The sequence below is a fragment of the Stackebrandtia nassauensis DSM 44728 genome, from assembly GCF_000024545.1.
Taxonomy (GTDB): domain Bacteria; phylum Actinomycetota; class Actinomycetes; order Mycobacteriales; family Micromonosporaceae; genus Stackebrandtia; species Stackebrandtia nassauensis.
In genome coordinates, this window is record NC_013947.1 from 3225852 (window position 1) to 3252385 (window position 26534).

The window sequence follows — 26534 nt, forward strand, 5'->3', positions numbered from 1 at the left end:
AGAGTGCTCCCTGATAAAGGGGGCATTTATGGATGAATAATTATTTGTCGATATGTAAGCCAATGGGCGGCCGGGTATTCCGGTCGTCCGCTTTACGTTTCAGCGTGACTACGTATCCCAATGGGGTGGACGCTGGCCATGGCCAAGCGGCACCTCGCGACTTTCTTCGACCGGAATTCCGAGGCGAGTGAAGATTTCGAGCGCCGACTCACGGTCGCGTTGGGCAGAAAGTTTGTCGCCTCCCGTGTCGTGCGCTTCGGCGAGGGCCACCAAGGTTCTGGCCTCCAACAGGGGGCGTGGCATCGAACGGAACGCCGCCAGCGCCGCGTCGCCATAGTTGATCGCCGTATCACCGTCGCCAAGGCGCGCGTGCGCGAGGCAAAGTAGACGGTCAGCCTGAGCTCGCTGCAATGCTCCCATCTGATCGGTGTTGGCCGGGTGGGAGGACATGAGCCGGTCAATGGCCTGGCGGGGATGGCCGGTTTGGATTTCGAGTTCGGCCATCCCGCATTCAGCCATGTCGCGCAAGCCGGAGCGGTCGGTCTGGGACGCGTGGCGCAGCGCCTCGGCCAGGTCCTCATGCGCGGCGTCGTAGCGGCCGCGCGCCCGGTTGATCTCGGCGCGGAGGATCAGGGTGAGGGCATGGTACTTGGCGCCGCTGGAATCCGGTTGGTTCAGGATGTCGGTGATCAGTGGTTCGGCGTCACTGAAGCGACGGGAGCTGACGTATTGTTCGCACAGGCAGTAGCTGATGCCTTGGCGGAAGAATCGCAGGGATGGTTGCTCAGTCAGCTTCAGCGCCATCGTTGTCCACTTCTCGCCTTCTCCGTAATCGCCCAACTCGGCGTAGAGGGTTCCAAGGGTGGAGGCGCGGATGGTCGCGAAGAGGTCGTCGCCGGTGGCCACCGCGGCGTTGTACGACTCGAGGACGAGGGGGACGGCCTCGGCGACGCGGCCCATGTCGCCCAGGTAGAGACCGAGGTTGCCCACGTACTTGCCCACCGGGTCGTCCACGTCGTGATCGCGCATGATCTGGACGGCTTCCCGCGCATACTCGATGGCGGTGGTCCGGTGGCCCATTTCCCGGTGGACGATGGCCAGGGTTGAGTTCATCTGGCAGCGGCCGGGGTGGTCCTGGTTGTGTTCGGCTTTGCTCAGTTCGTGTCTCAGTAGTTCGAGTTGCCGGGGCAGGTCGGGTCCGTAGTGGACGAACCTGCCGAGAACCGCCGCCAGGCGCCAGGAGTCGGGGCGGTGGTTCCAGGCGGAGAGCATTCGCAGGACGTTGTCGCGTTCGTCGGTGGGCAGGGTGGCTTTGTTGTGGTCGTACCAGCCGATGACGCGGGTGACGGCCTCGCCGCGGTCGGCGTCGTCCCACTGCGATGCTCGGGCGTTGGCGTATTCGCGAACCAGGTCGTGGAAGCGCAGCCGGTTGTCGTGGTGGCTCTCGACGAGGTGGGCAGCTTCCAGTTCGTTGATCGCTCGCGGAGCGTCGTCGGTGACGGTTCCGGCCAGGTGGGCGGCCAGGTCGTGTGAGAAGTCCTCGCCCGGCAGGATTCCCAGCAGGGTGAACAACTGCCGCGCGGCCGGGGTGAGGGCGCTGACGGACAGGTGGAGGGTCCGGGTGATGGCGACGGCGGGGTCGTCGGGGGCGGTCAGCTTCTGGAGTCGTTGCGGCCCTTCGAGTTCGGCCACGAACTGGGTGACGTTGGTTTCGGGCCGGTCGGCAAGGTTGGCTCCGGCGATGCGCAACGCCAGGGGGAGGTGGCCGCACAGTCGCGCCAGCTGATGGGTGGCTTCGGGTTCGGAGTGGAGACGGACGGGGTCGACGAGGTTGGACAGCAGATCCACCGACTCCTCGTGGCTCAGCGTGTCGATGCGCAGCGGGGCGACGTCGTCGAGGGCTACCAGGCTGGTGAGGCGGTCGCGGCTGGTGATGAGGGCGAAGTTTCCGCCGCCGCCGGGGAGGAGGGGGCGGACCTGGGCGGCGTCGCGGGCGTTGTCGAGGAGGATGAGCATGCGTTGGTCGGCGAGCAGGGAGCGGTACATGGCTCCGGCTTCGTCGGGGTCGGTGGGGATCGCGGCGCCGGGTTGGCCCAGGGCGTTGAGGAAGCGGGTGAGGGCGTCTGCGGGGGAGACCGGGGCGGCTTCGTCGTAGCCGCGCAGGTTGATGTAGAGCTGGCCGTCGGGGAATCGGTCGCGGACGTGGTGGGCCCAGTGGACGGCGAGGGCGGTTTTGCCCGCGCCGCCCATGCCCGCGATGGCGGACACGACCGTGGCGGTGCGGCCGTCGGCCAGGAGGTTGTCGAGGGCTGCGAGTTGTTCTTCGCGGCCGGTGAAGGTGGCGGTGTCGGCGGGGAGTTGGGCCGGGCGGGGTGCCGAGGGTGGGGTGGGTTCGGTGGTGGGGGTGTCGAGGTCGCCGCGCAGGATCTCGCCGTGGAGGCGGTTCAGGTCGGGGTCGGGGTCGAGGCCGAGTTCGTCGGACAGGCGGGCCCGGACTTCGGTGAAGACCTCGAGGGCTTCGGGGGTTCGTCCGCTGTGGTGCAGGGCGGTCATGAGCAGACCGGCGACGCGTTGGCGGTAGGGGTGGTGTTCCAGGAGTTCGCGCAGTTCGCCGACGACCTGGCCGTGGCGGCCCAGCGCGATGTCGATGTCGCAGCGGTCTTCGATCGCGGACAGGCGGGATTCGTTGAGGCGCACCACTGCCGCTTCGACGACGCGGCCGGACAGGCCCGCGAGGGCTTCGCCTCGCCACAGGGCGAGGGCTTCGGCGAACAGGCGGGACGCCGTGGGGAGGTCGTTGGTGTCGCGGGCGGTGCGGGCTTGGCGGACCAGGTCGGTGAAGCATTGGGCGTCAACGGTTTTGGCGGGTACCAGGAGTCGGTAGCCTTCGCCGGTGGCTTCCAGGGTGGGGGAGTCGTCGCCCGCCAGTTGGCGGCGCAGGCTGGCCATGGTGTTCTGGATCTGGCGGCGGGCCGTGGCGGGCGGGTCGTTTTCCCAGAGGGCGTCGACGAGTCGGGAGACGGTGACGACGCGGCCGGTCTCGAGGAGCAGCAGGGCGAGCAGTTTCGGATGGTGTCTGCCCGATATGGTCACCGGCTCGCCGTCGCGGGACACCTCCAGTGGTCCCAAGATCCGAAACTTCACGCCGCCCACGTTAGAGGTTCAGGTGAACGGATGTCGACTTGGTTGCCGCGTTTGGGTAGTCGTGCGCTAATAGGACTCGGTGATCGCGTCGGCGTTGCCGTGGCCGAAGGTCGGGAACGGGTCGATGTTGCCGTAGGCGTGGACCGTGCCGCCCGCGTCGTCGACCATTTTGGTCCAGCAGCTGGTGTTCTCGCCCGGCGGGCTGGCGCAGCTGTAGGTGAGGCCGTCGGAGTCGCGGACGACGTCGGCGAAGCCGACGTGGGCGTCGCCGGGTACGTGCTCCATGTCGTTGTGGAGCCGGGCCCAGGCGGTGTGGCAGAAGTGGCTGTAGCGCAGTTCCACGGTGCCGAGCCGGTTGCCCTTGTACTCGATGTCGGCGGACGCGACGGTGGCGGCGTCGTTGTTGCACGTTGTGCCTTGTGGATTGACGCCGTCCCAGTCGCGCAGGTCGGCGGCCTGGGCGGGTTTGGTGAGGGCCAGTGTGACGAACAGGATCGTGACGGCGGCGGCGATGCCGAAGCGGACGGCGCGGCTCATGCGGTGTGTATGTGGATTGGTCGACGGCGTATTCATGGCGTCCCTCCCCAGGTGATGCGGCTCGTGGTTGGGCCGATCGGTGTCGATCTTTCCGGAAGTCGGGCGACGTGGGGGCGGGTCGCGGCAGCCGGGGTGGGGAGAATTGTCGGATATGTGACGAAACGTCGCAGAGTGCCACGCCGACTACTTATGGTGATGGCTCGATGTGTCGCGGACACATCGAGCCATCGGGGTGGGTCTATTCGAAGGCGGCCTCGACGATGCGCGCCTTGTAGAACTGCGCGTCGGCGAGGGTCTTGTCGCCGGAGTCGAAGTGGACGGTGGGGCTGCTCCAGGGGCGGGGTTCGACGTTCTCGGCGCGCACCCACAGGTACTCGCCGGAACGGTGGCGCACGAAGGCCTTGATGCGGGTCTCGGCGCGCAGGACCTTGGCGGTCAGCGCGGCGGTGTCCACTTCGTAGGCGGCCTTGGTGTCGGTGACGACGAGCTTGCCGGGGTTGGTGTAGTCGGGTTGCAGGTCGTGGCCGCCGCCGGGCAGCGCGACGGATTTGCCGGTGTCCTTCAGCCGGGTCTCGCGGTAGGAGCCGGTGACCTGGTAGGCGCGCACGACGTAGTCGCCGATGGCCCACAGGACGTTGAGGCTCGGGTCCCACAGGACGCCGTGGGCGCCGGGCAGGTTGACCGTCTGGACCTTGGCCAGGGTGGAGGGGTCGGTGATCTTGGTGGGGCCGTAGACGTTGAGGTAACCGCCCGAGCTGGCGGTGACGATGGCGGCGATGTTGGGTATGCGTTCGATGGCGTGCGGGTTGCCGCCGGGTTCGCCGGTCCACAGGACCTTGCCCGCCGAGGTGATGATCCCGGCGTATCCGCCGCTGGCGGCGGCCAGCACGACTCGGCCGAAGTGCTTGGTGTCGCGAAACCTCACGTCCGACAGGTTGGACCAGCCTCGCGACGTCGAGCCCCATTTCCACTTGATGGTGCTCTCGTTCCAGGCGTCGTCCTTGTTGAAGACGAGGATGCGGTTGGTGCGCTGCTCGGTCATGGCGACCTGGTAGTTCTCCGAGGCTGACGCGGTGGTGGCGAGGAGGGGGACGGTGGCGGCGCCGACGGCGGCTCCGCGCAGCAGGGTACGACGTTTCATGGATTACCTCCGGGAGACGGGCACTTAGGAGTATGTCAGCGGCGGAGGCACGCGTCACTGTCTCGCACGTCGATAACCCATAGACCACCCATATGCATGGTGATACGATGCTCTGCATAGAAATACACAAACCCGAAGAGGTGGACTCCATGGGAAACCGGATCGCGGTGGCCGGTGCCAGCGGCTACGCGGGAGGTGAGGTGCTGCGGCTGCTCGCCGGGCACCCGAATATCGAGATAGCGGCGGTGACGGCCCACAGCAAGGCCGGTCAGCCGGTCACCGACACCCACCCGCACCTGCGATCCCTGGCCGGGCGCACCTTCGCCGAGACCACCGTGGACGCGCTGGCCGAGGCCGACCTCGTCGTCATCACCCTGCCGCACGGCCAGTCGGCGGAACTGGCGGCGAAACTGCCGGCCGACGCGAAGATCGTCGACCTGGGTGCCGATCACCGGCTCGTCGACGCCGCCGCCTGGGAGGCCTACTACGACGGCCCGCACGCCGGCGCCTGGACCTACGGACTGCCGGAACTGCCCGGCGGCCGGGAGGCCATCGCCGCGTCCAAGCGGGTCGCCGCCACCGGCTGCTACGCCGTTGCCACCACGCTGGCGCTCGCGCCGATCCTGGCCTCGGGTATCGGACAGCCGGACGACGTCGTCGTCGTTGCCGCCTCGGGCACCTCGGGCGCGGGCAGCGCAGCCAAGCCGCACCTGATGGCCAGCGAGGTCGCCGGTTCGCTCAGTCCCTACAAGGTCGGCGCGCACCAGCACGTTCCCGAGATCAAACAGGCCACGCGGGCCCGGTCGCTGTCGTTCACGCCGGTGCTGGCGCCGATGCCGCGGGGCATCCTGTCGACCGTGACGGTCAAACCCGCCGACGCCGGGCTGACCACCGCCGAGGTCCACGAGGTGCTGGCCGCCGCCTACGCCGACGAACCGTTCGTCCACGTGCTGCCGAACGGCAGCTGGCCGCGCACCGCCGACACGCTGGGATCCAACTCGTGTCACCTGCAGGCCACGATGGACTCCGACGCCGATCGCATCATCGTCACCGCCGCCATCGACAACCTCGGCAAGGGCGCGGCCGGACAGGTCGTCCAGTGCGCCAACCTGATGCTGGGCCTCGACGAAACCGCCGGACTCAATGTGGATGGAGTCGCGCCATGACCGTCACCGTTCCCCAGGGCTTCACCGCCGCCGGAATCGCCGCCGGGATCAAGGCGGGCAAACGCGATCTGGCGCTGGTCGTCAACAACGGTCCCCAGTACACCGCCGCCGGGGTCGTCACCAAGAACCGCATCAAGGCCGCCCCGGTCCTGTGGACCCAGCAGGTCATCAAGGACGGGAAACTGCGGGCCGTCGTGCTGAACTCCGGCGGCGCCAACGCCTGCACCGGACCGGCCGGGTTCGCCGACACCCACCACACCGCAGAGAAGGTCGCCGAGGTGCTCGACATCGGCTCGGCCGACGTCGCGGTGTGCTCCACCGGGCTGATCGGTGAACGGCTGCCCATGGACGCGATCCTGTCCGGTGTGGACAAGGTCGCCGCCGAGCTGTCCGCCACCGGCGGGGCCGACGCCGCCGAGGCGATCATGACCACCGACACGAAGCCCAAGGACACCGTGGTGCGCGGCGACGGCTACTGCATCGGCGGCATCGGCAAGGGCGCGGGAATGCTGGCCCCCGGACTGGCCACCATGCTGTGCGTCTTCACCACCGACGCGCTGATCGAGCCCGACATCGCCGCGGCCGCGCTGACCGAGGCCTGCCGCCTCACCTTCGACCGGCTCGACTCCGACGGATCGATGTCCACCAACGACACCGTGCTGCTGCTGGCCTCGGGCGCCTCGGGCGTCATCCCCGACGTCAAGGGCTTCACCAGCGAACTCACCCACGCGTGCGGATCCATCGCCCGGCAACTGATGTCCGACGCCGAAGGCTCCACCAAGGACGTCACCATCACCGTGACCGGCGCCGCCGACACCGACGACGCGGTCGAGGTGGGCCGGGCCGTGGCCCGCGACAACCTGGTCAAGACCGCGCTGTTCGGCTGCGACCCGAACTGGGGCCGGATCCTGGCCGCCGTGGGCACCACGGCCGCCGCCTTCGAACCCGACGCGGTGGACGTGGCCGTCAACGGCGTGTGGATCTGTCGCGACGGCGCCGCTGCCGAAGACCGGTCCGGAGTGGACCTGTCGGGACGCGAGGTCGACATCACTATCGACCTGCGCAGCGGCCGCGACTCGGCCACCATCTGGACCAACGACCTGTCGCACGCCTACGTCCACGAGAACTCGGCGTACTCGTCATGACCGAGCAGCTCACCGACAACGTCCGCGACGCCCTCGGCAAGGCGCAGACCCTCGTGGAGGCCCTGCCGTGGCTGGAACGGTTCCACGGCAAGACCGTCGTGGTCAAGTACGGCGGCCACGCCATGGTGGACCCCGGACTGCGGGAGGCCTTCGCCAAGGACATGGTGTTCCTGCGCTACGCCGGGCTCAAGCCCGTCGTCGTGCACGGCGGCGGACCGCAGATATCGTCCATGCTGGACAAACTCGGCATCGCCTCGGAGTTCCGGGGCGGGCTGCGGGTCACCACCTCCGAGGCCATGGACGTGGTGCGGATGGTCCTGGTCGGGCAGGTCGGCCGGGAACTGGTCGGTCTCATCAACGAACACGGGCCGTTCGCCGTCGGCATGTCCGGCGAGGACGCCCGGCTGTTCACCGCCAAACGCCGCAAGGCCATGGTGGACGGTGAAGCCGTCGACATCGGCCAGGTCGGCGACGTCGCGCGGGTCAACACCGACGCCGTCACCGACCTGATCGCGGCGGGCCGCATCCCGGTCATCTCCACCGTCGCCCCCGACGTCGACGGCGTCGTCCACAACGTCAACGCCGACACCGCCGCCGCGGCGCTGGCGCAGGCGCTCCAGGCCCAGAAGCTGGTCGTCCTGACCGATGTGGACGGCCTGTACGGCGACTGGCCCGACACCACCAGCCTGATCCGCCAGATCAGCGCCCCCGAGCTGAAACACCTGCTGCCCAGCCTGTCGGCCGGTATGGCGCCCAAAATGGAGGCCTGCCTGCGCGCCGTCGAGGGCGGGGTACCGCAGGCACACGTCATCGACGGCAGGGTGCCCCACTCCCTGCTGCTGGAAGTCTTCACATCCGAAGGAGTCGGAACCATGGTGGTGCCCCAATGACGGCCACACAGGACCTCAGGGAGCGGTTCACCGACGCCCTGATGCCCAACTACGGGACGCCCGGCGTCGCGCTGTCGCACGGCGACGGCACCACCGTCTACGACGTCGACGGCAACGAGTACCTCGACTTCATCGGCGGCATCGCCGTGTCGGCATTGGGACACGCCCACCCGGCACTGGTCACCGCCGTTTCCGAACAGGTCGCCCGGATCGCCCACACCTCCAACCTGTTCCTGCACGAACCCGAGGTCGCGCTCGCCGAGAAACTGCTGTCGCTCGTGGGCGAACCCGGCAAGGTGTTCTTCTCCAACAGCGGCACCGAAGCCAACGAATGCGCCCTCAAACTCGCCATCGCCAACGGCAAAGCCAAGGGCCGCACCTACTTCGTCGCCAGCACCGACGGCTTCCACGGCCGCAGCATGGGGGCGCTGGCCCTGACCGGCAAGGCCGCGATCCGGGAACCCTTCGCGCCCTTCGGTATCGACGTGCGGTTCGTGCCCTACGGTGACGCCGCCGCCCTCAACGACGCCGTGGACGAATCCTGCGCCGCGGTGATCCTGGAACCCACCCAGGGCGAGACCGGCGTCGTGCCGCCGCCCGAGGGCTACTTCGCCGCTGTGCGCGACATCTGCGACACCACCGGGGCGCTGTTCATCGCCGACGAGATCCAGTCCGGCATCGGTCGCACCGGAACCTGGTTCGCCTACCAGCAGACCGGCATCGTCCCCGACGTCGTCACCCTCGCCAAGGGACTCGGCGGGGGACTGCCCATCGGCGCCTGTATCGGCATCGGCGCCTACGGCGACGTCTTCGCCAAGGGCGACCACGGTTCCACCTTCGGCGGCAACCCGGTCGCCACCGCCGCGGCGCTGGCGGTACTGGACACCATCGAGTCCGACAAACTCACCGAAGCCGCCGCCGACAAGGGAAAGCGGCTCGCCGAGGGCATCCGGGCACTGAACCACCCGCTGGTCGCCGAGGTCCGGGGCAAGGGCCTGTGGCTGGGCGTCGAGCTGACCGCCGAGGTTGCCGCCGACGTCGACTCGACGCTGCGCTCGTCCGGCGTCCTCGCCAACCCGGTGCGCCCCAACGTCATCCGGCTCGCGCCGCCGCTGGTCGTCACCGACGCCCAGATCGACGCGTTCCTGAGCGTGCTTCCCCGCGCGCTCGACGCGGCCTACCCGCCGGGAGGACGACCGTGAAGCACTTCCTCAGGGACGACGACCTCGACTTCGCCAGTCAGTGCGCCCTCATCGACCTGGCCAGGGCCTTCAAGGCCGAGCCGCTGGCCGCCCGGCCGCTGTCCGGTCCGAAATCCGTGGCCGTGGTGTTCGAGAAGGAATCCACGCGCACCCGGATGTCCTTCCAGGTCGGCATCACCCAACTGGGCGGCAACCCCGTCATCGTGGACGCCCAGTCCAGCCACCTGTCCCGCGGTGAGACCATAGAGGACACCGCCCGGGTTCTGTCCGGTTATGTGGACGCCATCGTGATCCGCACCTACGGCGACGACCGGATCCAGGCGCTGGCCGCCGCGGCCACCGTCCCCGTCGTCAACGCCCTCACCGACGGCTTTCACCCCTGCCAGCTGCTGGCCGACCTGCAGACCGTCTCCGAGGAGTTCGGGTCGATCGCCGGACGCACCATCGCCTACGTCGGCGACGCCGCCAACAACATGGCCCACTCCAACCTGCTGGCCGGAGCGTTGGCAGGCGCGCACGTCCGGGTCGCCGGACCGCCCGGCTACCAGCCCGACCCCGGCATCCTCGACCAGGCCACCGCCCTGGCCGCCCGCCACGGCGGCAGCGTCACCGCCACCACCGACGTGGCAGCGGCCGTGGCCGGAGCCGACGTCGTCGCCACCGACACCTGGGTCTCCATGGGACACGCCGACCGCGACGAACGGCTCGACACCCTGGCGCCCTACCAGGTCAACGCGGAACTGCTCGACCTCGCCGCCGACCACGCCATCGTCCTGCACTGCCTGCCCGCCCACCGTGGCGAGGAGATCACCGACGAGGTCATGGACGGTCCACAATCGCGGGTCTTCCAGCAGGCCGAGAACCGGCTGCACGCGCAGAAGGCGCTGCTGACCCGGCTGGTCACCGGCTCCTTCGACGTACCGGAGTTCACCCAGTCGTGGGAGGTGACCTCGTGAACGCACCCGTCACCAAAGCCGCCCGGCACGCCCGCATCGCCGCGATCATCGACGCCAACCCGGTGCAGTCGCAGACGGCGCTGGCCGGGATGCTCGCCGACGAGGGCATCTCCGTCACCCAGGCCACGCTGTCGCGCGACCTGGAGGAACTGGGCGCGGTCAAGGTGCGCGGCACCGACGCCGCCCCCGCCACCTATGCGATCTTCCCCGAAGGGGACGGTCCACTGCGGAGCGCCACCCGGCCGCCCGAGCGACTGCTGCGACGACTGCGGGAACTGCTCACCGGCGCCGACCACTCCGGCAACCTCGCGGTCCTGCGAACCCCGCCCGGGGCCGCGCAGTTCCTCGCCAGCGTCATCGACCGCTCCGGCCTGGCCGACATCGTCGGCACCATCGCCGGGGACGACACGATCCTGGTCGTCGCCCGCGACGGCCTGTCGGGCGCCGAACTGGCCGAGCAACTGCTGTCCTGGGCGGGAAAAGACTCGGAGACCAACAACGCCAAAGCCAACCGGGCCACCACGCCACGGTTCGACACGGAAAAGGAAAACTCATGACTGAACGCGTAGTGCTGGCCTTCTCGGGGGGACTCGACACCTCGGTGGCCATCCCGTACCTGGCCGAGCAGACCGGCGGCGAGGTCATCGCCGTGGCCATCGACGTCGGCCAGGACGGCGAAGACCTGAACGTGATCCGGCAGCGCGCCCTCGACTGCGGCGCCGTCGAAGCCGAGGTCGTCGACGCCCGCGAGGAGTTCGCCGCGGACTACTGCTTCCCGGCCATCCAGGCCAACGCCCTCTACATGGACCGCTACCCGCTGCTGTCGGGACTGTCGCGGCCGCTGATCGTCAAGCACCTCGTCGACGCCGCCATCAAGCACGGCGCCACCATCGTGTCGCACGGCTGCACCGGCAAGGGCAACGACCAGGTCCGGTTCGAGGCGGGCCTGGCGGCGCTGGCGCCGCACCTGAAGGTCATCGCCCCGGCCCGGGACTTCGCCTGGACCCGCGACAAGGCCATCGAATACGCTGAGTCCAAGAACCTGCCCATCGACGTGTCCAACAAGTCGCCGTACTCGATCGACCAGAACCTGTGGGGCCGGGCCATCGAGACCGGGTTCCTGGAGGACATCTGGAACGCCCCCATCGAGGACATCTACGCCTACACCGCCGACCCGTCGGTGGCCCGGGACCCCGACGAGGTGATCATCACCTTCGACGCGGGCGTGCCGGTGGCGCTGGACGGCGAGACCAAGACGCCGTTGCAGGTCATCACCGAACTCAACTCCCGGGCCGGAGCCCAGGGCGTGGGACGGCTCGACATGGTCGAGGACCGGCTGGTGGGCATCAAGAGCCGCGAAGTCTACGAGGCCCCGGCCGCGATCGCGCTGATCACCGCGCACCAGGAACTGGAGAACGTCACCGTCGAACGCGACCAGGCCCGGTTCAAGAAGGGCGTCGACCAGCGCTGGGGCGAACTCGTCTACGACGGCCTGTGGTTCTCGCCGCTGAAGAACTCGCTGGACGCGTTCATCGGCGACACCCAGAAGCACGTCACCGGCGACATCCGGCTGACCCTGCACGGCGGCCGCGCCACCGTCACCGGACGGCGCTCCGAGGCCAGCCTCTACGACTTCGGCCTGGCCACCTACGACGAGGGCGACGCCTTCGACCAGTCGCTCGCCAAGGGCTTCGTCGACCTGTGGAGCCTGCCGTCCAAACTGGCCTCCGCCCGGGACGAACGGCTCAAGGGAGACGCATGAGCAAGCTGTGGGGCGGACGCTTCACCGGCGGTCCGGCCGAGGCGTTGGCGGCGCTGAGCGTCAGCACCCATTTCGACATGCGGCTGGCCTCCTACGACCTGGCCGCGTCCAAGGCCCACGCCCGGGTACTGCACCGGGCGGGGCTGCTGGACGACGAGGAGGTCGGGCGGCTGCTCGACGCCCTGGACGCGCTGTCGCACGAGGTCGCCAGCGGCGAGTTCACCGCCCGGCCCGAGGAGGAGGACGTCCACGCCGCCCTGGAACGCGGCCTGGTGGAACGCCTCGGGCCGTTGGGCGGCAAGCTGCGGGCCGGTAGGTCCCGCAACGACCAGACCGCCTGCGAACTGCGGATGTACTGCCGCGACCACACCCGGCAGCTGGCCGCCGACCTGCTCGACCTCATCGACGCGCTGACCGCCCAGGCCGTGGAACACGCGTCGACGCCGGTCCCGGGCATGACCCACCTGCAGCACGCCCAGCCGGTCACCTTCGGACACCAGCTGCTGGCCCACGTGCAGGCGCTGCTGCGGGACCTGGAACGCCTGCGCGACTGGGACTCCCGGGCCGCGGTCTCGCCGTTGGGCTCGGGGGCGCTGGCCGGTTCCTCGCTGCCGCTGGACCCGGTGGCGGTGGCCGCCGAACTCGGTTTCGAGTCCTGCGCCGCCAACTCCATGGACGGGGTGGCCGATAGGGACTTCGTGGCCGAGCTGCTGTTCGTGACCGCGCTGATCGGGGTGCACCTGTCGCGACTGTCCGAAGAGGTCATCCTGTGGAGCTGCCAGGAGTTCTCCTGGATCACATTGGACGACGCTTACTCCACTGGTTCGTCCATCATGCCGCAGAAGAAGAACCCGGACATCGCCGAACTGACGCGCGGCAAGGCCGGGCGGCTCATCGGCGACCTGACCGGACTGCTGGCGACCCTCAAGGGACAGCCGCTCACCTACAACCGGGATCTCCAGGAGGACAAGGAACCCGTCTTCGACGCGCTTGACACCCTCAAGCTGGTGCTTCCGGCACTGGCCGGGATGATCGCGACGATGACCGTCCACGGTGACCGGATGGCGGCGGCGGCCCCGATCGGGTACTCGCTGGCCACCGAGGTCGCCGACTGGCTGGTCCGCGAGGGAGTCCCGTTCAAGGACGCCCACGAGATCACCGGCGCCCTGGTCGCGCACTGCGCCAAGAACGGCATCGAACTGCACGAGGTCTCGGACGCCGACCTGGCCACGATCAGCCCGCACCTCAACGCCTCAGTGCGGGACGTCCTGACCGTCGAGGGCGCCCTGGCGGCCCGCACCACGCCCGGTTCCACCGGACCCGGTCCGGTGGCCGACCAGCTGGCGGCGGTACGTGAGGCGCTGCCGACCTGGCGCGGCTGGGCGGCGGCGCAGGTAGTGCCTGACTGAAACCTCCCGAACCCCCGTCGGCGGGTGTTAGCGTGAGCCCGCCGACGGGGGGAGTCCACTGTGTGTACGAGCGTGCCGTTTCGGGCCGTTGTCGTGGTGTTGGCCGGTGTGATGGCGCTGACGGCGCTGTCGATCACCCCGGCGGGGGCGGACACTGCGACACCGAGACTGTCGAAGCGGACCCACTGCAAGTCCGACAGGACCGCGTGGTGCGCCATGCTCACGGTCCCGGTGAACCAAACCCACCGACACGATCTCGCTGCGCGTCATCAAACGCGAAGCCACCGGAACCGCCGCCGAGAAACGGGGCGTCCTGTTCGTGGACTGGGGTGGTCCGGACGGCACCAGCGCGTCGGACCTTCTCAACCGCGACGGCCAAGCGCCGTACAAGAACTTCAGCAAGAAGCTGCGAAAGAGAGCCTCACCCTCGTCGGCATCAACGAACGCGAGGGCCGTGCCAACTGTGACGACTCGTTGAACACCAAACTTGACGAGCGTGCCCTGCTTCCCATGACCCAGGCCAAATACGACTCGCAGCGAAAACTGACCGCCGACTACGGCACCGTCAAGGGACAGACCTACGCCCGCCTGGTCGGCCCGAGGGTGCGAGCGATGGTCCTGGACAGCAACCAGGACCACGCACTGACCACGAAGGACTATCTGACGACCGCGACCTGGAAGGCCAGCAAGACGGCCGCGCCGCACTCGGGGTACCGCTGGCGACAGCCGCGATGCGGCATGACTACGCCACACCGCACCGGTCGTCGAAGGACGTCGCCGACCGCAACGACGCTCCACTGTTGACCTACGACGGCTTCGGCCACATCGCGTACCGCTCCGGCCGCGACTGCGTGTCCAAGGCCCTGGACGCGTTCCTCATCGACAAGACCCCGGTGCCCGACGGCACCGTGTGTCCCGGAGCGACCACTGTGCCGTGACCACCAGGCCTGGAGCCCATGACCCACGTCACTGGGAGCGTGTCGCTTGGCATATTTGTCGGTCCGTGGTACTTAGCTGAAACCATGGCTGACAATACGATTCTGGTCATCGGCAGCACCGGCAAGATCGGGCGCCATGTCGCCGAACGGCTACGCGAGCGCGACGTCACCGTCAAGGCGGCGTCCCGGTCCGGCCCGGTCCACTTCGACTGGCACGACGAGGCCACCTGGCCGGGTGCCCTCGACGGCGCGCAGGGCGCCTATCTCGTCGACTCCCAGGACGCCGATCGCGTCCCGCTGCTGCGCCGCTTCAGCGCGCTGGCCGCCCACCGGGGCCTGCGCCGTCTGGTGTTCCTGTCGGCCCGCGAGGCCGAGAGCGTCAACCCCACCCTGGAGGAGAAGGAGGCGGCCATCAAGGACGCCGGTACCGAGTGGACGATCCTGCGTCCGGTCTGGTTCAACCAGAACTTCTCCGAGGTCGCGGCGTTCCGGGAACCATTGCGGGCGGGGGAGTTGCGCCTGCCCGCCGGGGACGGTCCGCAACCCTTCATCGACGCCGAGGACATCGCCGAGGTCGCCGCCGCCGCGCTGACCACCGACGGCCACCACGGCCGCACCTACGACCTGTCCGGGCCGGAGGCGATCAGCTTCGGCGAGGCCGTCGCCCACATCGCCAAGGCCACCGGCCGCGACCTGCGCTACCGCCCGGTCAGCGCTGAAGATTACGTCGCCGACCCGGCCGCGTTCGGCGCCCAGCCCGGCCAGGCCGAGGGGTACGCGCTGCTCATGGCCGCGATCGCCGAGGGCAAGACGTCGCACCTGTCCGACGGCGTGAAGCAGGCGCTGGGCCGCGATCCGCGCGGCTTCGCCGAATACGCCGTCAAGACCGCCGCCACCGGCGTGTGGGACGCCTGAGCCGCGACCGAACCCGAACGGGGCGGGGCGGACGAGTCGATCGTCCGGCCCGCCCCGCTGAGCGCGGCACTCACTCGTGCCGGTACACCTCGACGCCGTCCACAAAGGCGGTCTCGACCCGGCTGTAGACGTCCAGCGGATCTCCCGACCACAAGCACAGGTCGGCGTCCTTGCCGGGCGTCAGCGAACCGATCCGATCGTCGACGCCCATGATGCGGGCCGGGTTGATCGTCACCGCCCGCAGCGCGGCGTCGCGGTCGAGACCGTCGCGCACCGCCAACGTCACCTGGGTGATCAGATGCGCGATCGGCACCACCGGGTGGTCGGTGGTGATCGCGATGGTGACCCCGGCGGCGTCCAGCTTGCCCGGGTTGGCCACCGACCGGTTGCGCACCTCCACCTTCACCCGCGAGACCATCAGCGGACCGATGATCACGGGAATGTCCTTGGCCGCGATGATGTCGGCCAGCAGGTGCGCCTCGGTGCCGTGGTCGAGCACCAGCTTGTACCCGAACTCCTCGGCGATGCGCATGGCGGTGGCGATGTCGTCGGCACGGTGGCAGTGCTGCCGCCACGGGATCTCCCGCTCCAGCACCAGCGCCAGCGCCTCCGATTTCAGATCCCGGTCCACCGGCGCGTCGGAGTCGGCGGCCAGCTTCGCCCGGTAGTTCTGCGCGTCCACCATGGCGCCGCGGATCGTGGCGGCGGTGCCCAGCCGGGTGCTGGGCGTCTTCTTCTGCTCGCCGTACACCCGCTTGGGGTTCTCACCGAGCGCCGACTTGATGCCACTGGGCGCCCGCAGCGCCATCTCCTCAACGGTGCGTCCGACGCACTTGATGGCCGCGGTCTGCCCGCCGATCGGGTTGCCCGAACCCGGATTGACGTTGACGGCCAGCACGCCCGCCGCGATCGCGTCGCTGAAACCCTGCTCGGCCGGGTTGATGGCGTCCACGACCCGCACTTGCGAACACACCGGGTCTGTCATCTCGTTGGTGTCCTGGCCCGCCCAGCCCTCACCCTCCTCGTGGACACCCAGGTGCACGTGGGCGTCGATGAGCCCCGGCACGATCCACTTCCCGGCCACGTCGACGACCCGCACGTCCCCGGGAACCGGGGTGTTCGCGTCACCGACGGCCTCGATCCGGCCGCCCCGCACCACGACGACCCCGTCGTCGATCCGGTCGCCGTCAATGGGAATCACGATCCCGCCGCGCAACGCGAACGAAGACTCACTCATGGAATACCGCCTCAAGATTCAAAGAATGGAACCCTCATACAACCACGGGCGCCGACGGTCATGGGTCTTGCCGAGCTCGGTCGTTACCGGTAGCCTCAACGGCCATGATCGCGCCGACCGAGCTCGTCCTGCTGCCCCGCCCCCGCCACCTCGACGTCACCGGCGACGGTCCGCCCACCACCACCGAAGCCGTCGAGCACCAGGCCACCGACCTCGAACCGCAGGGCTTCGAACTCCACATCAGCGACACGACGATCAACCTGCGCTACCGCGACGACGCCGGACTGCGCTACGGCCGCGCCACCCTCGCCCAGCTGCGCGCCCAGTTCCCCGACCGGCTGCCCGCCCTGTCCATCAAGGACTGGCCCGACTTCGCCACCCGCGGCTACATGCTCGACGTCAGCCGAGGCCGGGTCCCCACCCGCGACACCCTCGAACGCATCGTCGGCCTGCTGGAACTGCTGCGCGTCAACCACTTCCAGCTCTACACCGAGCACACCTTCGCCTACACGGCCCACGAAACCGTGTGGCGCGACGCCAGCCCCATGACCCCCGACGACATCCGCTGGCTCGACGAACGCTGCACCGAAGCCGGTATCGAACTGGCCGCCAACCAGAACTGCTTCGGCCACTTCGAACACTGGCTCAAACACGACGCCTACCGCGACCGCGCCGAACTGGCCGAGGGCTTCGAACTGATGGGCCGCCACCGCCCCGCCACCACCCTCGCCCCCACACAGGACAACGCCGACTTCGCGCTGGACCTGGTCCGCGAACTGGTCCCCAACTTCTCCAGCCGCCGCGTCAACATCGGCTGCGACGAAACCTGGGAACTGGGCCGGGGCGTATCGAAGGCGGCGGCCGACGCCAAAGGCAAGGGCCGGGTCTACCTGGAACACCTCCACCGCCTGGTCAACCCGCTGATCGCCGACGGCCTCGACGTCCAGTTCTGGGGCGACATCATCGCCAACCACCCCGAACTGGCCACCGAACTGCCACAAGGCGCCACCGCCGTGGCCTGGTGGTACGAGGCCCCCTGGGACCCCGAAGAGCAGGAACGACTGCTGTGGGAAGTCGGCGACCGTTTCCTGGACGCCGGGGTCGACCTCAGCAAGAAACTGGGCGGCTTCGCGGGCGAGGCCGCACCCTTCCTCGAATCCAGCTACCCACTGTGGGTCGCACCCGGCACCGGCACCTGGCGTTCCCTGCTGGGCCGACTCCGCACCGCTTACGGCAACATGCTCGACACCGTCAACGTCGGCCTGTCCGGCGGCGTCGAAGGCGTCCTCATCACCGACTGGGGCGACGGCGGCCACCCGCAACCCCCCTCAGTCACCTTCCCGCCCCTGGCCTACGGCGCCGCACTCTCCTGGTGCCGCGACGCCAACCACGACCTCAACGTCCCCGCCGTCCTCGACCACTTCGTCTTCCCCGGCACCAACATCGGCGCGGCACTCGAAGCCCTGGGCCACCTCAACGACCGCACCGGCCAGATCGCCTTCAACTCCAGCCCCCTCCAACTGGCCCTGGAACCCAACGCCCACCACGTCGGAGTAGGCGACCCGGACCCGAAGGCCCTGGCGGGAGTCGTCGACGACATCGACGCCCTCATCGCCACCGTCAACTCCGGCAGCGGCGCCTTCGGCGACCACGAGATCGTCCAAAACGAACTCACCGCCGCCGCCCGCCAAGCCCGCCATGGAGCCTGGCGCCTACTGCGCCAAGCCGGAGCCCCGGCCCCCGACACCGCCGCCATGCGCGCCGACCTGGCCGAAACCACCGAACTCCACCGTCGAGCCTGGCTCTCCCGCGCCCGACCGGGTGGCATGGAAACCTGGATGACAACCCTGACAGCGCTGGCCAAGACCTACGACTCCTGACCGTCTCGGTCAGCCGGGCTGCCGGTAATACCGCATCGTCGGAATGTCCCCATTGGGCAGCCGCCACTCGGCTGGCCGAGTCGTGATGAACCGCCACCCCAACCGCTCATAGAACCCGCTGGCGTCCCCAACACCTTCCACCACCGACAGAATCACGCCCAACCCCCGCCGCCGCGCCTCGGCCACACACGTGCCCACCAACCGCGCCGCGGTCCCCGTGCCCCGAGCCGCCGGAGTCACGAACAACCGCGAGATACTCGCCAACCCATCCGGCAGATCCACCTCCTCGTCGGCGCACTCGTCCCGCTCATGCTTCCCATCGCGCAACAACACCTGCCCGACAACAGCTTCGCCGTCCACCGCCACCCAGGCGTCCAACACATCCGACGGCGTCAAAAACCCCGTAGCGTCCTCAGGCCACCGAGCGGGATACCCATCGGCTTCGTGAACGAGCCGCATCGCGTCCACACACGACGGCAGGTCACCGTCGCGGCGCCGCCGGATCTCAGGAGTCATCACAACGGACATGATGGCAAGGGCGAAGTTCCCGACGCGGCGGGCCCATCGACCCACCTCGGTAATGGAACGATCGCATTACGCTGTCCGGCCATGACATGGCGATTCCATTCGCCGCCCGGCTGGCCCCCACCTCCGGTGGGATTCGTGCCTGCGCCAGGGTGGCTTCCCGATCCCTCGTGGCCTGCGGCTCCGCAGGGCTGGAACTTCTGGATTGAAGACGACGGGACGCTTCCCGGATATGAGCCCACGGCTTCCGGGCCGCTCCGATTGGCGGCCGCGGACGGCACGGCGATCCTGGACGACTCGACACTGACCTTCGAGTTCACCGCCAGCGGCTGGCGGCAACCGTTCAAAGCGGCCGTGGGCCAGCGAGTGTTTCCACTGGACGCCATCGATGACGTCACCTACAAAGTGCCGGGAAGGGTCCGTAATGGATCAGTCTCGTTGAAGCTCAAACAGGGAAGAGACAACCTGCGGGAGTTTCTCAAGGACGACAAGCCGTCGGACAGCATGGACCCCGATTGTCTGGTGATCGCCCCCGAACAGGCGGCATATGCCGAGTTGTTCGTGGCACGCCTGCGCAACGTCATCGTCCAGGCTGCCGCCTCCGACCGCCCGGTGACAACCGGAACGCTACCGATCGAGCTGAAAGGATCGGACGGCACAGCCTTCTTCGACGGTCACCACCTGTACCTGGAGTTCAGTGGCTGGACCACCGACCGGGCGAAGAAGGACCTCGGTGGTCGGTCGGTACCGGTCACCGCGATTCGGGGCGTACAGGTCCGCCACCCCGGCATGAGCGGCTGGATCCGGTTCGTACCGGTCGAAGGACCGCCCCGGTCGGACCTGTCACCAACCCAAGACCCGCATACGCTGTGCCTGAACGCGGACGCCGCCAGCCGATACGTCATCTTCGCCGCAGCGGTAGCGCGGGCACTACCCCGACAGCCGCTTTCGGCCGCAGAGCATTCGCCGAAGGCCGCACCGAACAAACCCAAACCCAAGCCCGCTCCCGCACCATCGCCGCCCCATGGTGCTACGACGGTGATCCCGATGCTTTCTCTGAGCCGTGAAGTGGCATTGACGCACTCGTCAGGGCTGCGCCTTCGCCGTCTGCCGACAGGAGGCGAACGGGTCGAGGTGGTGGGGGAGTCCTACTACCAACCCGCACTGCGAACCGTCGCCGAAGGCAGAACCGTCGCGCCCGGGGCACTGGGCGACGCGATCGAGGCCATCGCCGTGCTGGTGCCCGAACCGCACAACCGCTACGACTCGAAAGCAGTGCGCATCGATCTGCTCGACAAACGCGGAAAGCCGCACAAAGCCGGATACCTGCCCCGCTATCTCGCGGCGACCTGCCACGATGACTTGGCGCGCATGGGAAAGGAGTTCGGTTACTGCCCGGCGAGGATCATGGGCGGCGGACGAGGGCGCTCATACGGGGTACACCTGCACCTCAGCCTGGACGTCATCCGACCATTTCGGAATCCCCATACGACCGGCTTCCTGCTGCACCCTGACCGCCAGGTCACCGTCACCAAGGAGCACTCCCACCAAGCGGTCCTGTCCCGGTTCGCGCCAGGACCCGATGAGCCACGCGCGTGGGTCATGGCGGAACTGTCCCTGGTGGGGATCACCTCCGGCAAATATCGCGGCGAGCAAGCCATCGAGGTGAGCCTCGACGGAGAGCGGGTCGGTGAGACCACCCGCAACCAGGCACGATATTACGAACGCTTCGTTCGCGAGATCCGCGCCGATGGCGGGCAGGCGCTCTGCGAGGGCTACGTGTACCCCAAGAACGGCGAGCAACTGGAGGTCGAGTTGTTCCTGCCGAAACCAGGTTGACCACGTGACCGCGGTCAGTTCGGGGGTGTGGGGGCGGGGCCGGGCCTGGGGTTGGGGGTCGGGGGTGGTTTGACCGGGTAGCCGGTGTGGCCCCCGTGTTGTTCGGCGTCGGCTTCGTAGCGGTTGGTGTAGTCCAGCCGCCAGGCGTGGAACTCCTCCTCGATGTACTTGCGGCCGAAGCTGACGCCGTGTTTGCGCCATTGTTCGTCGCGGTGGTGTTTCTCGTGGTTCATCAGGTCGTTGAGGTTTTGGTTGGGGTCGTTTTCGAGGTCGGACCAGGTTTTGTGCCTGCTGACGAAGGTGTCGCCGAAGGTGGTGCCCCCGCGTTCGTACATGTAGTCGGGGGCGCCCACGCAGGCCATCATGCCGTTGACGATCTTGCATTCGCCGCCAGCGCGTTCCACTTCGGTCTTGACGAAGTCGCCGATGGCCGCGGACTGTTCGGCCGGGGTGCCGTCGATGAAGGGTTCGGCGGACATGATGGAGCCGAGTTTGAGGTACCAGTCGCCAGCGCCCGACAGGAAGGTGTCGGGCCAGTCGACCTTGCCGTTGTCGGGGAGTGTGATGGTGCCGTCGGTCTTGGCGTTGGGGTTGAAGTCGAGGTTCTTGGGTTCGTCGAGGTTGGCCGCCGCTCGGAGGGCCGTGGCTACTAGGCCGTCGAGTTGGCGGGCGTCGGCGAGGGTGTCCTTGATGTCGTCGTTGAAGCGGGAGGCGATGACGCGCAGTTGGATGTAGTGGGTGCCGAACAGGCCGCCGCCGCCCAGCATGTCCTTCCAGTCGGGTTTGTCCACTGAGACGTGACCGCTGTCGTCGAGGTTGAGTTTGTCGTAGTCCTTGACGTCGGCGATGATGTCGTTGAGGCGTTTCTTGCTGCCGTTGAAGGCCGTGACCGCTTGTTTGAGGATGCCGTGGATGGCTTCGCCCTCGGTTTGTCCGGCTTCGGTTTGGGCTTCGAGGAAGCCGACGCGGGTGGTGGCGGTCTGGGCGGCTTGGCCGGTCCAGGCGCCCGAACGGATGCGGTTGCCGACGTGGTTGGTCGCCGTGTCGGAGCCGGTTTCGAGTTTGCCGGTGGCCTTGCTCCACGGCTCGACGAGTTTTTCGAGGCTGGCGACGTCGGCGTCGCGCAACTGCTTGAAGTCCACTACTTAAGTCCTTGACTCCCACGTTGACGTTGGGGAAGTGGAAACTGTTCTCCTTGTCGGCGGCGACGATGTGTTCGCCGGTTTCCTTGAGCGCCAGGGCGAAGTACTCCCAGCGGCCCGCGCATCGGCCGGTCTTCCTGTCCCACTGGTCACTGACTTCGGTTACGGCGCTTTGGGTCTTGAAGCCGGTGAGGTTGGGGGCGCCCGCGTCCTTGACGATCTTCTGGGCGTCCTTGGCGTTGCCCTGGATGTCGCTGGCCTTGCCGGACATCTCGTCCAGGTCCTTTTTGGTGAGTTTGACGGTCATGTGTCGGCTCCGTGGCGGCGTTCGTGTGGCTCTACAAGGGTGGAATGGAGTCGCGCGGCTTCTACCGTGTACTTGGCCTGCGCCAGGGTGACGGCGTCGTTGATGTCCTCGGACACCGCGGTCTCGCTGGCGAACATGGCGTGTTCGTGGACCGTCACCGAGCAGGTGTTGCTCTTCCACACGACGGTGACGGTGCCGCGGGCGCCGGTGGCCTCGGCCGACAGGTCGGCGAGGGCGTCGAGGTAGGGGCGCAGGGCGCGGCCTTCAGCGGTGGCGCGCAGGCGTTCGAGCTCGGCTTCGCCGTGTTCGCGTTCGAAGATCGTCTGACCGGCGGTGCGGAAGCCGCGCAGGGCCCGGTTGATGGTCTCGGCGATCTGTTCGGCGAGGCTCGCGGGGGTGCTGGTCGCGATCGTGCCGGGTTTGATGCGCACCAGCAGGCCCTCGTGGTAGGTGAGCGAGGCTCGAACGGTCTTGTCGGGAGACTGCGCGCGAATGGTCACCGGGTCCAGCTGCTCGGCGAGAATTCCCACGGTGGGCTCCTTAAGGGTCACAGGGTTTCCCCATTGTGCCCAAGGCCCGCGCGATACCGCCATAACTGGGGTACGAAAGTTGCGGCGGCGTGTTTTAAGCGGCGGACGGTATGGTTCGCGGATGCGTTTTTCTCCTGGTGACACCATCGTGCGGCGCTATATCCACCATGACGGCCGCATCGGTTGGGTGGTGTCGGCGCGGGTGGTGTCGGACGACGACCGGGGACTGTTGACCTGGGTGAGCAAGGACAGCGCGACAGCGCAGCGGTTCACGTTGACGGGTGAGGCGACCCGGAACCTGACGGTGGACGAGAAGTTCTCGCAGCCGACGATGCACACCGTCGCGGGCTGGCGCGGCCACGGGGTGCTGATGTTCTCGCCGCCGGGCGCGGCGCACTCGGTGTGGTGGTTCTTCGAGGCCGACGGCGGTTTCAAGGGCTGGTACGTGAACCTGGAGAAGCCGGGGCGGCGCTGGGCCGGTGGCCGTGACTGTTTCGATCAGGCTCTGGACGTGTGGATCTATCCCGACCGGAGCTGGAACTGGAAGGACGAGGACGAGTTCGCCGACTACGCCGGTCGTCCCGGGTACTGGGACGAGGCGGAGGCCGCGGTGATCCGCGCGGAGGGCGAAGCGGTCGTCAAACGGGCCGAGGCGGGGCAGTTCCCGTTCGATGGGACCTGGTGCGATTTCGCGCCGGACCCGTCCTGGAAGCCGACGACGCTGCCGTGGTGGTGGGACCAGACCCCGGACCAGACCGGATACGTGCGCCCCGAGATCGACTGAGCGGCTGCGGCCCGGTCGGATCCGCCGCGCCTCGTGAATCCGGCCGCGTTAGCATGTTGTGCGAGTACCTCGCGCCGCCTCGCGGCGCGGTCGGGGCCGAGAGGCGCTGCGACGGATCTTTCCGCCACGCTCGGTCCGCGATCTAACGACTTAAGGGCGCCTCCGGAATAACTCGGAGGTGGCGGTCCCATTTTCAACCCGGTCACCGGTCGGCATCGGCCGTGCCGTGCCGTCGTGTGGACCTGCCGGACGAGCCATCCCGACCATCAGGAAGGACACAAATGAACGCGAAACTGCGCAACGTGAACGGACTCGAATTCGCGGTGGCGGACCTGGAGCTGGCCGAGGCCGGTCGTCACCAGATCCGGCTGGCGGAGCACGAGATGCCGGGCCTGATGTCGCTGCGGCGTGAGTACGGTGACTCCAAGCCGCTGGCCGGAGCCCGCATCGCCGGTTCGCTGCACATGACCGTGCAGACCGCCGTGCTGATCGAAACCCTTGTGGACCTGGGTGCCGACGTCCGCTGGGTCTCCTGCAACATCTTCTCCACTCAGGACGAGGCCGCGGCCGCCGTGGTCGTCGGCCGTGAGGGCACCGTCGCCGCTCCCAAGGGCACCCCGGTGTTCGCGTGGAAGGGCGAGACCCTGGAGGAGTACTGGTGGTGCACCGACCAGCTGTTCAACTTCGACGGCGGCGCCACCCCGAACATGATCCTGGACGACGGCGGCGACGCCACCCTGCTCGTCCACAAGGGCGTCGAGTTCGAGGCCGCCGGTGCCGTGCCGCAGGCCGGACCCGAGGACCCGGAGGAGTACCAGGTCATCCTGGAGACCCTGCGCACCAGCATCGCCCGTGACGGTCAGCGTTTCACCAACATGGACATCATGGGTGTCACCGAGGAGACCACCACCGGTGTCCACCGGCTGTACAAGTTCGCCGAGGAAGCCACGCTGCTGTTCCCGGCGATCAACGTCAACGACTCGGTCACCAAGTCCAAGTTCGACAACAAGTACGGCATCCGGCACTCGCTGGTGGACGGTCTCAACCGCGCCACCGACGTGATGCTCGGCGGCAAGCTGGCCGTGATCTGCGGTTACGGCGACGTCGGCAAGGGCGCCGCGGAATCGCTGGTCGGGCAGGGCGCCCGGGTCGTGGTCACCGAGGTCGACCCGATCTGCGCGCTTCAGGCCAGCATGGACGGACTGGAGGTCGTCACCCTCGACGACGTGGTCTCCAAGGGCGACATCTTCATCACCACGACCGGCAACTGCGACGTCATCATGGCCGAGGACATGGCCAAGATGAAGCACAACGCGATCGTCGGCAACATCGGCCACTTCGACAACGAGATCGACATGGCCGGTCTGGCCGCGATCCCGGGCATCGTGAAGATCGAGATCAAGCCGCAGGTGCACGAGTGGCGCTTCAGTGACGGCCACGCGATCATCGTGCTGTCCGAGGGCCGACTGCTGAACCTGGGCAACGCCACCGGGCACCCCAGCTTCGTCATGTCCAACTCGTTCGCCAACCAGGTGATCGCCCAGATCGAGCTGTTCACCAAGCCGGACGAGTACGCCAAGCAGGTGTACATGCTTCCCAAGCACCTCGACGAGAAGGTGGCCCGGCTGCACCTGGACGCGGTCGGCGCCAAGCTGACCGTCCTGAACAAGAAGCAGGCTGACTACATCGGCGTGCACGTGGAGGGCCCGTACAAGCCCGACCACTACCGTTACTAGGCAACGAAACGGCACTGCCCCCGCTTCGGATTCTTCCGAAGCGGGGGCAGTGTTTCCTTTGGGGAGAATAAGGTCCTCAAGCCACCGTCCACGTGAACGTGTCGGTGAGGTTGTCGGCGCGCAGTTTCTCGTCCCGCACCCAGTCGGTGGTGTCGGTGACAGTCACGCTGACCTCGTGTTTGCCGGAGTCCAGTTTCAGTCCGCCGGTGTCGAGGCTTGTCTTGCCGGACGCGGACTTCACCACCTTGCCGTCCACTTTCCACTCGATGGTGTGGTCGCCGTGGACGTCGGGCAGTTCCAGACCCAGTTCCTCACCGACGGCGACTTTCTGCTTGGTGGGCACCGTCGGGGACGCGACCGCCGCCGAGTCGTGGAACGCGCCGATCATGGCCTCGCGGCCGGGCAGGTTGAACTCGCGGCCCAGTTCCCGCATGATCGAGTTGTCGCTGGGCCGGAAGATCCCGTGTTCGTAGTAGCGGCAACCGTCGTAGGTGTCGATGGTGCCGCCGTCGGGGGTCTCCTCGCCCATCCACTGGTGCCACTTGACCTTCTCGGACTCCTGGGTGGCACGGTCCTTGATGGAAGCGTTCACCTCGCCGACCTCGGGGCCGGTGTAGGTGTCGCCGCCGCCGTAGGTGTACTCGTCGGCGAGGTCACCGATGGAGTGCCCGAACTCGTGTACCACGACCTGACCGGCCTGCTCGTTGCCGCCCGAGGAGGTGCCGACGTCCTCGCTCGGGTAACCGGCGCCGCCGTACTTGGTGGAGTTGCCCAGCGCCAGCACCTGGTCGACGTCGGGGGCCTCGGCGGCGTACTGCTTGGCCTTGGTGGTGTTGACGCACAGCAGCCGTTCGGTGTCGCCGCACCAGAACTCCATGTCCAGGGCGGTGTCGCGCAGGGTCCCCTGCGGGTCGTGGTCGACGCCGGACTCCTTGGAGACGACCTTGACCATCCAGACGTTGAACTGGTCCTTGTAGCTCTTGAAGGGCTCGACGGCGAACACTTCGTCCATCTTGGAGCGGGTGTGTTCCTCGTAGGTGGCCATGTCGGCCTCGGTGTAGCCGTCGCCGACGACGACGATGTCGAGCTTCTCCTCGGTGGGGCCGTTGTCGAGGATCGGGACGACCTCGGCCTTCCTGACCGTCGAGCGCGGCGCCGGGTCGTCCTTCACCTCGCGGGTGACCTTCTTGCGGTCGATGTCCCCGTTGGGGGAGAAGACCTCGTGGGACTCGGTGACCTTCTCGCCGTTGTCGTCCGCGGATGCCGGGATCGTGAACGCGGCCACCGCGGTCGCCGTGCCGAGGACAGCGACGGCCGCGATGATGGTTCGGGGTCTGAATCGCATGGGG

Annotated in this window: 23 protein-coding genes; 15 read left to right on the top strand and 8 right to left on the bottom strand. The window is 68.0% G+C overall.

What is annotated here, in order from left to right:
• Positions 1–108: 108 nt before the first annotated feature.
• The 3 genes from SNAS_RS32815 to SNAS_RS15090 all read right to left on the bottom strand — a co-directional run bounded on the left by SNAS_RS32815 (position 109) and on the right by SNAS_RS15090 (position 4822).
• On the bottom strand, positions 109–3144 hold the full coding sequence (locus SNAS_RS32815; RefSeq protein WP_052305011.1) for an AfsR/SARP family transcriptional regulator: 3036 nt from the start codon (positions 3142–3144) through the stop codon (positions 109–111).
• Positions 3145–3210: 66 nt separating this feature from the next.
• Positions 3211–3681 carry a DUF2690 domain-containing protein gene (locus SNAS_RS32820; RefSeq protein WP_052305012.1) on the bottom strand — a complete coding sequence of 157 codons (471 nt, stop codon included), beginning with the start codon at positions 3679–3681 and terminating at the stop codon, positions 3211–3213.
• 238 nt (positions 3682–3919) lie between these two features.
• Positions 3920–4822 (bottom strand): DUF6528 family protein, encoded by a 903-nt coding sequence (locus tag SNAS_RS15090; protein ID WP_013018303.1) that lies wholly within the window; start codon positions 4820–4822, stop codon positions 3920–3922.
• A gap of 149 nt (positions 4823–4971) precedes the next feature.
• Between SNAS_RS15090 and argC the strand changes: the two genes are divergently transcribed.
• The 11 genes from argC to SNAS_RS15140 all read left to right on the top strand — a co-directional run bounded on the left by argC (position 4972) and on the right by SNAS_RS15140 (position 15205).
• Positions 4972–5988: an N-acetyl-gamma-glutamyl-phosphate reductase gene (gene argC / locus SNAS_RS15095; protein ID WP_041624917.1), complete on the top strand. Its 1017-nt coding sequence runs from the start codon at positions 4972–4974 to the stop codon at positions 5986–5988.
• Positions 5985–7133, top strand: coding sequence for a bifunctional glutamate N-acetyltransferase/amino-acid acetyltransferase ArgJ (argJ, locus tag SNAS_RS15100; protein WP_013018305.1), 1149 nt, complete (start codon positions 5985–5987; stop codon positions 7131–7133). The genes argC and argJ overlap by 4 nt, the downstream gene beginning before the upstream one ends.
• The gene (gene argB, locus SNAS_RS15105) at positions 7130–8023 is read left to right on the top strand and encodes an acetylglutamate kinase (RefSeq protein WP_013018306.1); all 894 of its coding nucleotides are present in this window, start codon (positions 7130–7132) and stop codon (positions 8021–8023) included. Before argJ ends, argB begins: the two co-directional genes overlap by 4 nt.
• A complete protein-coding gene (locus SNAS_RS15110) occupies positions 8020–9225 on the top strand; it encodes an acetylornithine transaminase (protein ID WP_013018307.1) in 1206 nt (401 codons plus the stop codon). Before argB ends, SNAS_RS15110 begins: the two co-directional genes overlap by 4 nt.
• Entirely contained in the window at positions 9222–10181 is a 960-nt protein-coding gene (argF, locus tag SNAS_RS15115; RefSeq protein ID WP_013018308.1) for an ornithine carbamoyltransferase, read from the top strand. The genes SNAS_RS15110 and argF overlap by 4 nt, the downstream gene beginning before the upstream one ends.
• On the top strand, positions 10178–10738 hold the full coding sequence (locus SNAS_RS15120; protein ID WP_013018309.1) for an arginine repressor: 561 nt from the start codon (positions 10178–10180) through the stop codon (positions 10736–10738). Before argF ends, SNAS_RS15120 begins: the two co-directional genes overlap by 4 nt.
• Entirely contained in the window at positions 10735–11943 is a 1209-nt protein-coding gene (locus tag SNAS_RS15125) for an argininosuccinate synthase (protein WP_013018310.1), read from the top strand. The genes SNAS_RS15120 and SNAS_RS15125 overlap by 4 nt, the downstream gene beginning before the upstream one ends.
• Positions 11940–13352 (top strand): argininosuccinate lyase, encoded by a 1413-nt coding sequence (gene argH, locus SNAS_RS15130; RefSeq protein ID WP_013018311.1) that lies wholly within the window; start codon positions 11940–11942, stop codon positions 13350–13352. The genes SNAS_RS15125 and argH overlap by 4 nt, the downstream gene beginning before the upstream one ends.
• A 510-nt stretch (positions 13353–13862) precedes the next feature.
• On the top strand, positions 13863–14156 hold the full coding sequence (locus SNAS_RS35740) for a hypothetical protein (RefSeq protein ID WP_169313826.1): 294 nt from the start codon (positions 13863–13865) through the stop codon (positions 14154–14156).
• Entirely contained in the window at positions 14084–14290 is a 207-nt protein-coding gene (locus SNAS_RS34085) for an alpha/beta hydrolase (RefSeq protein WP_013018312.1), read from the top strand. The genes SNAS_RS35740 and SNAS_RS34085 overlap by 73 nt, the downstream gene beginning before the upstream one ends.
• Positions 14291–14374: 84 nt before the next feature.
• Positions 14375–15205 (top strand): NmrA family NAD(P)-binding protein, encoded by an 831-nt coding sequence (locus SNAS_RS15140; protein ID WP_041624921.1) that lies wholly within the window; start codon positions 14375–14377, stop codon positions 15203–15205.
• Between the two features lie 70 nt (positions 15206–15275).
• Here SNAS_RS15140 and SNAS_RS15145 read toward each other — a convergent pair whose 3' ends face one another.
• Complete coding sequence (locus tag SNAS_RS15145) at positions 15276–16442, bottom strand: amidohydrolase (RefSeq protein ID WP_013018314.1); 1167 nt, start codon at positions 16440–16442, stop codon at positions 15276–15278.
• A gap of 104 nt (positions 16443–16546) precedes the next feature.
• Here SNAS_RS15145 and SNAS_RS15150 point away from each other — a divergent pair, with 104 nt between their 5' ends.
• Complete coding sequence (locus tag SNAS_RS15150) at positions 16547–18322, top strand: glycoside hydrolase family 20 zincin-like fold domain-containing protein (protein WP_013018315.1); 1776 nt, start codon at positions 16547–16549, stop codon at positions 18320–18322.
• 9 nt (positions 18323–18331) lie between these two features.
• Here the strand turns inward: SNAS_RS15150 and SNAS_RS15155 are convergent, their stop codons facing one another.
• Positions 18332–18838 (bottom strand): GNAT family N-acetyltransferase, encoded by a 507-nt coding sequence (locus SNAS_RS15155; protein WP_041626186.1) that lies wholly within the window; start codon positions 18836–18838, stop codon positions 18332–18334.
• A gap of 93 nt (positions 18839–18931) precedes the next feature.
• Between SNAS_RS15155 and SNAS_RS15160 the strand changes: the two genes are divergently transcribed.
• Complete coding sequence (locus tag SNAS_RS15160; RefSeq protein ID WP_144300499.1) at positions 18932–20686, top strand: DUF4429 domain-containing protein; 1755 nt, start codon at positions 18932–18934, stop codon at positions 20684–20686.
• 14 nt (positions 20687–20700) lie between these two features.
• Here the strand turns inward: SNAS_RS15160 and SNAS_RS15165 are convergent, their stop codons facing one another.
• Complete coding sequence (locus SNAS_RS15165) at positions 20701–21828, bottom strand: hypothetical protein (RefSeq protein WP_013018318.1); 1128 nt, start codon at positions 21826–21828, stop codon at positions 20701–20703.
• A 303-nt stretch (positions 21829–22131) separates the two neighbouring features.
• Positions 22132–22665, bottom strand: a complete 534-nt coding sequence (locus SNAS_RS15170) for a hypothetical protein (protein WP_013018319.1) — start codon at positions 22663–22665, stop codon at positions 22132–22134.
• Between the two features lie 121 nt (positions 22666–22786).
• Here SNAS_RS15170 and SNAS_RS15175 point away from each other — a divergent pair, with 121 nt between their 5' ends.
• Both SNAS_RS15175 and ahcY read left to right on the top strand, forming a co-directional pair.
• On the top strand, positions 22787–23449 hold the full coding sequence (locus tag SNAS_RS15175) for a ribonuclease FAU-1 family protein (protein ID WP_013018320.1): 663 nt from the start codon (positions 22787–22789) through the stop codon (positions 23447–23449).
• 281 nt (positions 23450–23730) lie between these two features.
• Positions 23731–25185 (top strand): adenosylhomocysteinase, encoded by a 1455-nt coding sequence (ahcY, locus tag SNAS_RS15180; protein WP_013018321.1) that lies wholly within the window; start codon positions 23731–23733, stop codon positions 25183–25185.
• Positions 25186–25261: 76 nt separating this feature from the next.
• Here the strand turns inward: ahcY and SNAS_RS15185 are convergent, their stop codons facing one another.
• Positions 25262–26530 (bottom strand): M64 family metallopeptidase, encoded by a 1269-nt coding sequence (locus tag SNAS_RS15185; RefSeq protein WP_013018322.1) that lies wholly within the window; start codon positions 26528–26530, stop codon positions 25262–25264.
• Between the last annotated feature and the right edge of the window lie 4 nt (positions 26531–26534).

Coding starts and splice junctions, on each gene's coding strand:
- SNAS_RS15110 (WP_013018307.1), top strand. CDS start 8,020: ATGACGGCCACACAGGACCTCAGGGAGCGGTTCACCGACGCCCTGATG.
- SNAS_RS15185 (WP_013018322.1), bottom strand. CDS start 26,530: ATGCGATTCAGACCCCGAACCATCATCGCGGCCGTCGCTGTCCTCGGC.
- SNAS_RS15160 (WP_144300499.1), top strand. CDS start 18,932: ATGACATGGCGATTCCATTCGCCGCCCGGCTGGCCCCCACCTCCGGTG.
- SNAS_RS15140 (WP_041624921.1), top strand. CDS start 14,375: ATGGCTGACAATACGATTCTGGTCATCGGCAGCACCGGCAAGATCGGG.
- SNAS_RS15090 (WP_013018303.1), bottom strand. CDS start 4,822: ATGAAACGTCGTACCCTGCTGCGCGGAGCCGCCGTCGGCGCCGCCACC.
- SNAS_RS15125 (WP_013018310.1), top strand. CDS start 10,735: ATGACTGAACGCGTAGTGCTGGCCTTCTCGGGGGGACTCGACACCTCG.
- argC (WP_041624917.1), top strand. CDS start 4,972: ATGGGAAACCGGATCGCGGTGGCCGGTGCCAGCGGCTACGCGGGAGGT.
- SNAS_RS15155 (WP_041626186.1), bottom strand. CDS start 18,838: ATGACTCCTGAGATCCGGCGGCGCCGCGACGGTGACCTGCCGTCGTGT.
- argJ (WP_013018305.1), top strand. CDS start 5,985: ATGACCGTCACCGTTCCCCAGGGCTTCACCGCCGCCGGAATCGCCGCC.
- SNAS_RS15175 (WP_013018320.1), top strand. CDS start 22,787: ATGCGTTTTTCTCCTGGTGACACCATCGTGCGGCGCTATATCCACCAT.
- SNAS_RS15145 (WP_013018314.1), bottom strand. CDS start 16,442: ATGAGTGAGTCTTCGTTCGCGTTGCGCGGCGGGATCGTGATTCCCATT.
- SNAS_RS34085 (WP_013018312.1), top strand. CDS start 14,084: ATGCGGCATGACTACGCCACACCGCACCGGTCGTCGAAGGACGTCGCC.
- SNAS_RS15150 (WP_013018315.1), top strand. CDS start 16,547: ATGATCGCGCCGACCGAGCTCGTCCTGCTGCCCCGCCCCCGCCACCTC.
- argH (WP_013018311.1), top strand. CDS start 11,940: ATGAGCAAGCTGTGGGGCGGACGCTTCACCGGCGGTCCGGCCGAGGCG.
- SNAS_RS35740 (WP_169313826.1), top strand. CDS start 13,863: ATGACCCAGGCCAAATACGACTCGCAGCGAAAACTGACCGCCGACTAC.
- SNAS_RS32820 (WP_052305012.1), bottom strand. CDS start 3,681: ATGAGCCGCGCCGTCCGCTTCGGCATCGCCGCCGCCGTCACGATCCTG.
- ahcY (WP_013018321.1), top strand. CDS start 23,731: ATGAACGCGAAACTGCGCAACGTGAACGGACTCGAATTCGCGGTGGCG.
- argB (WP_013018306.1), top strand. CDS start 7,130: ATGACCGAGCAGCTCACCGACAACGTCCGCGACGCCCTCGGCAAGGCG.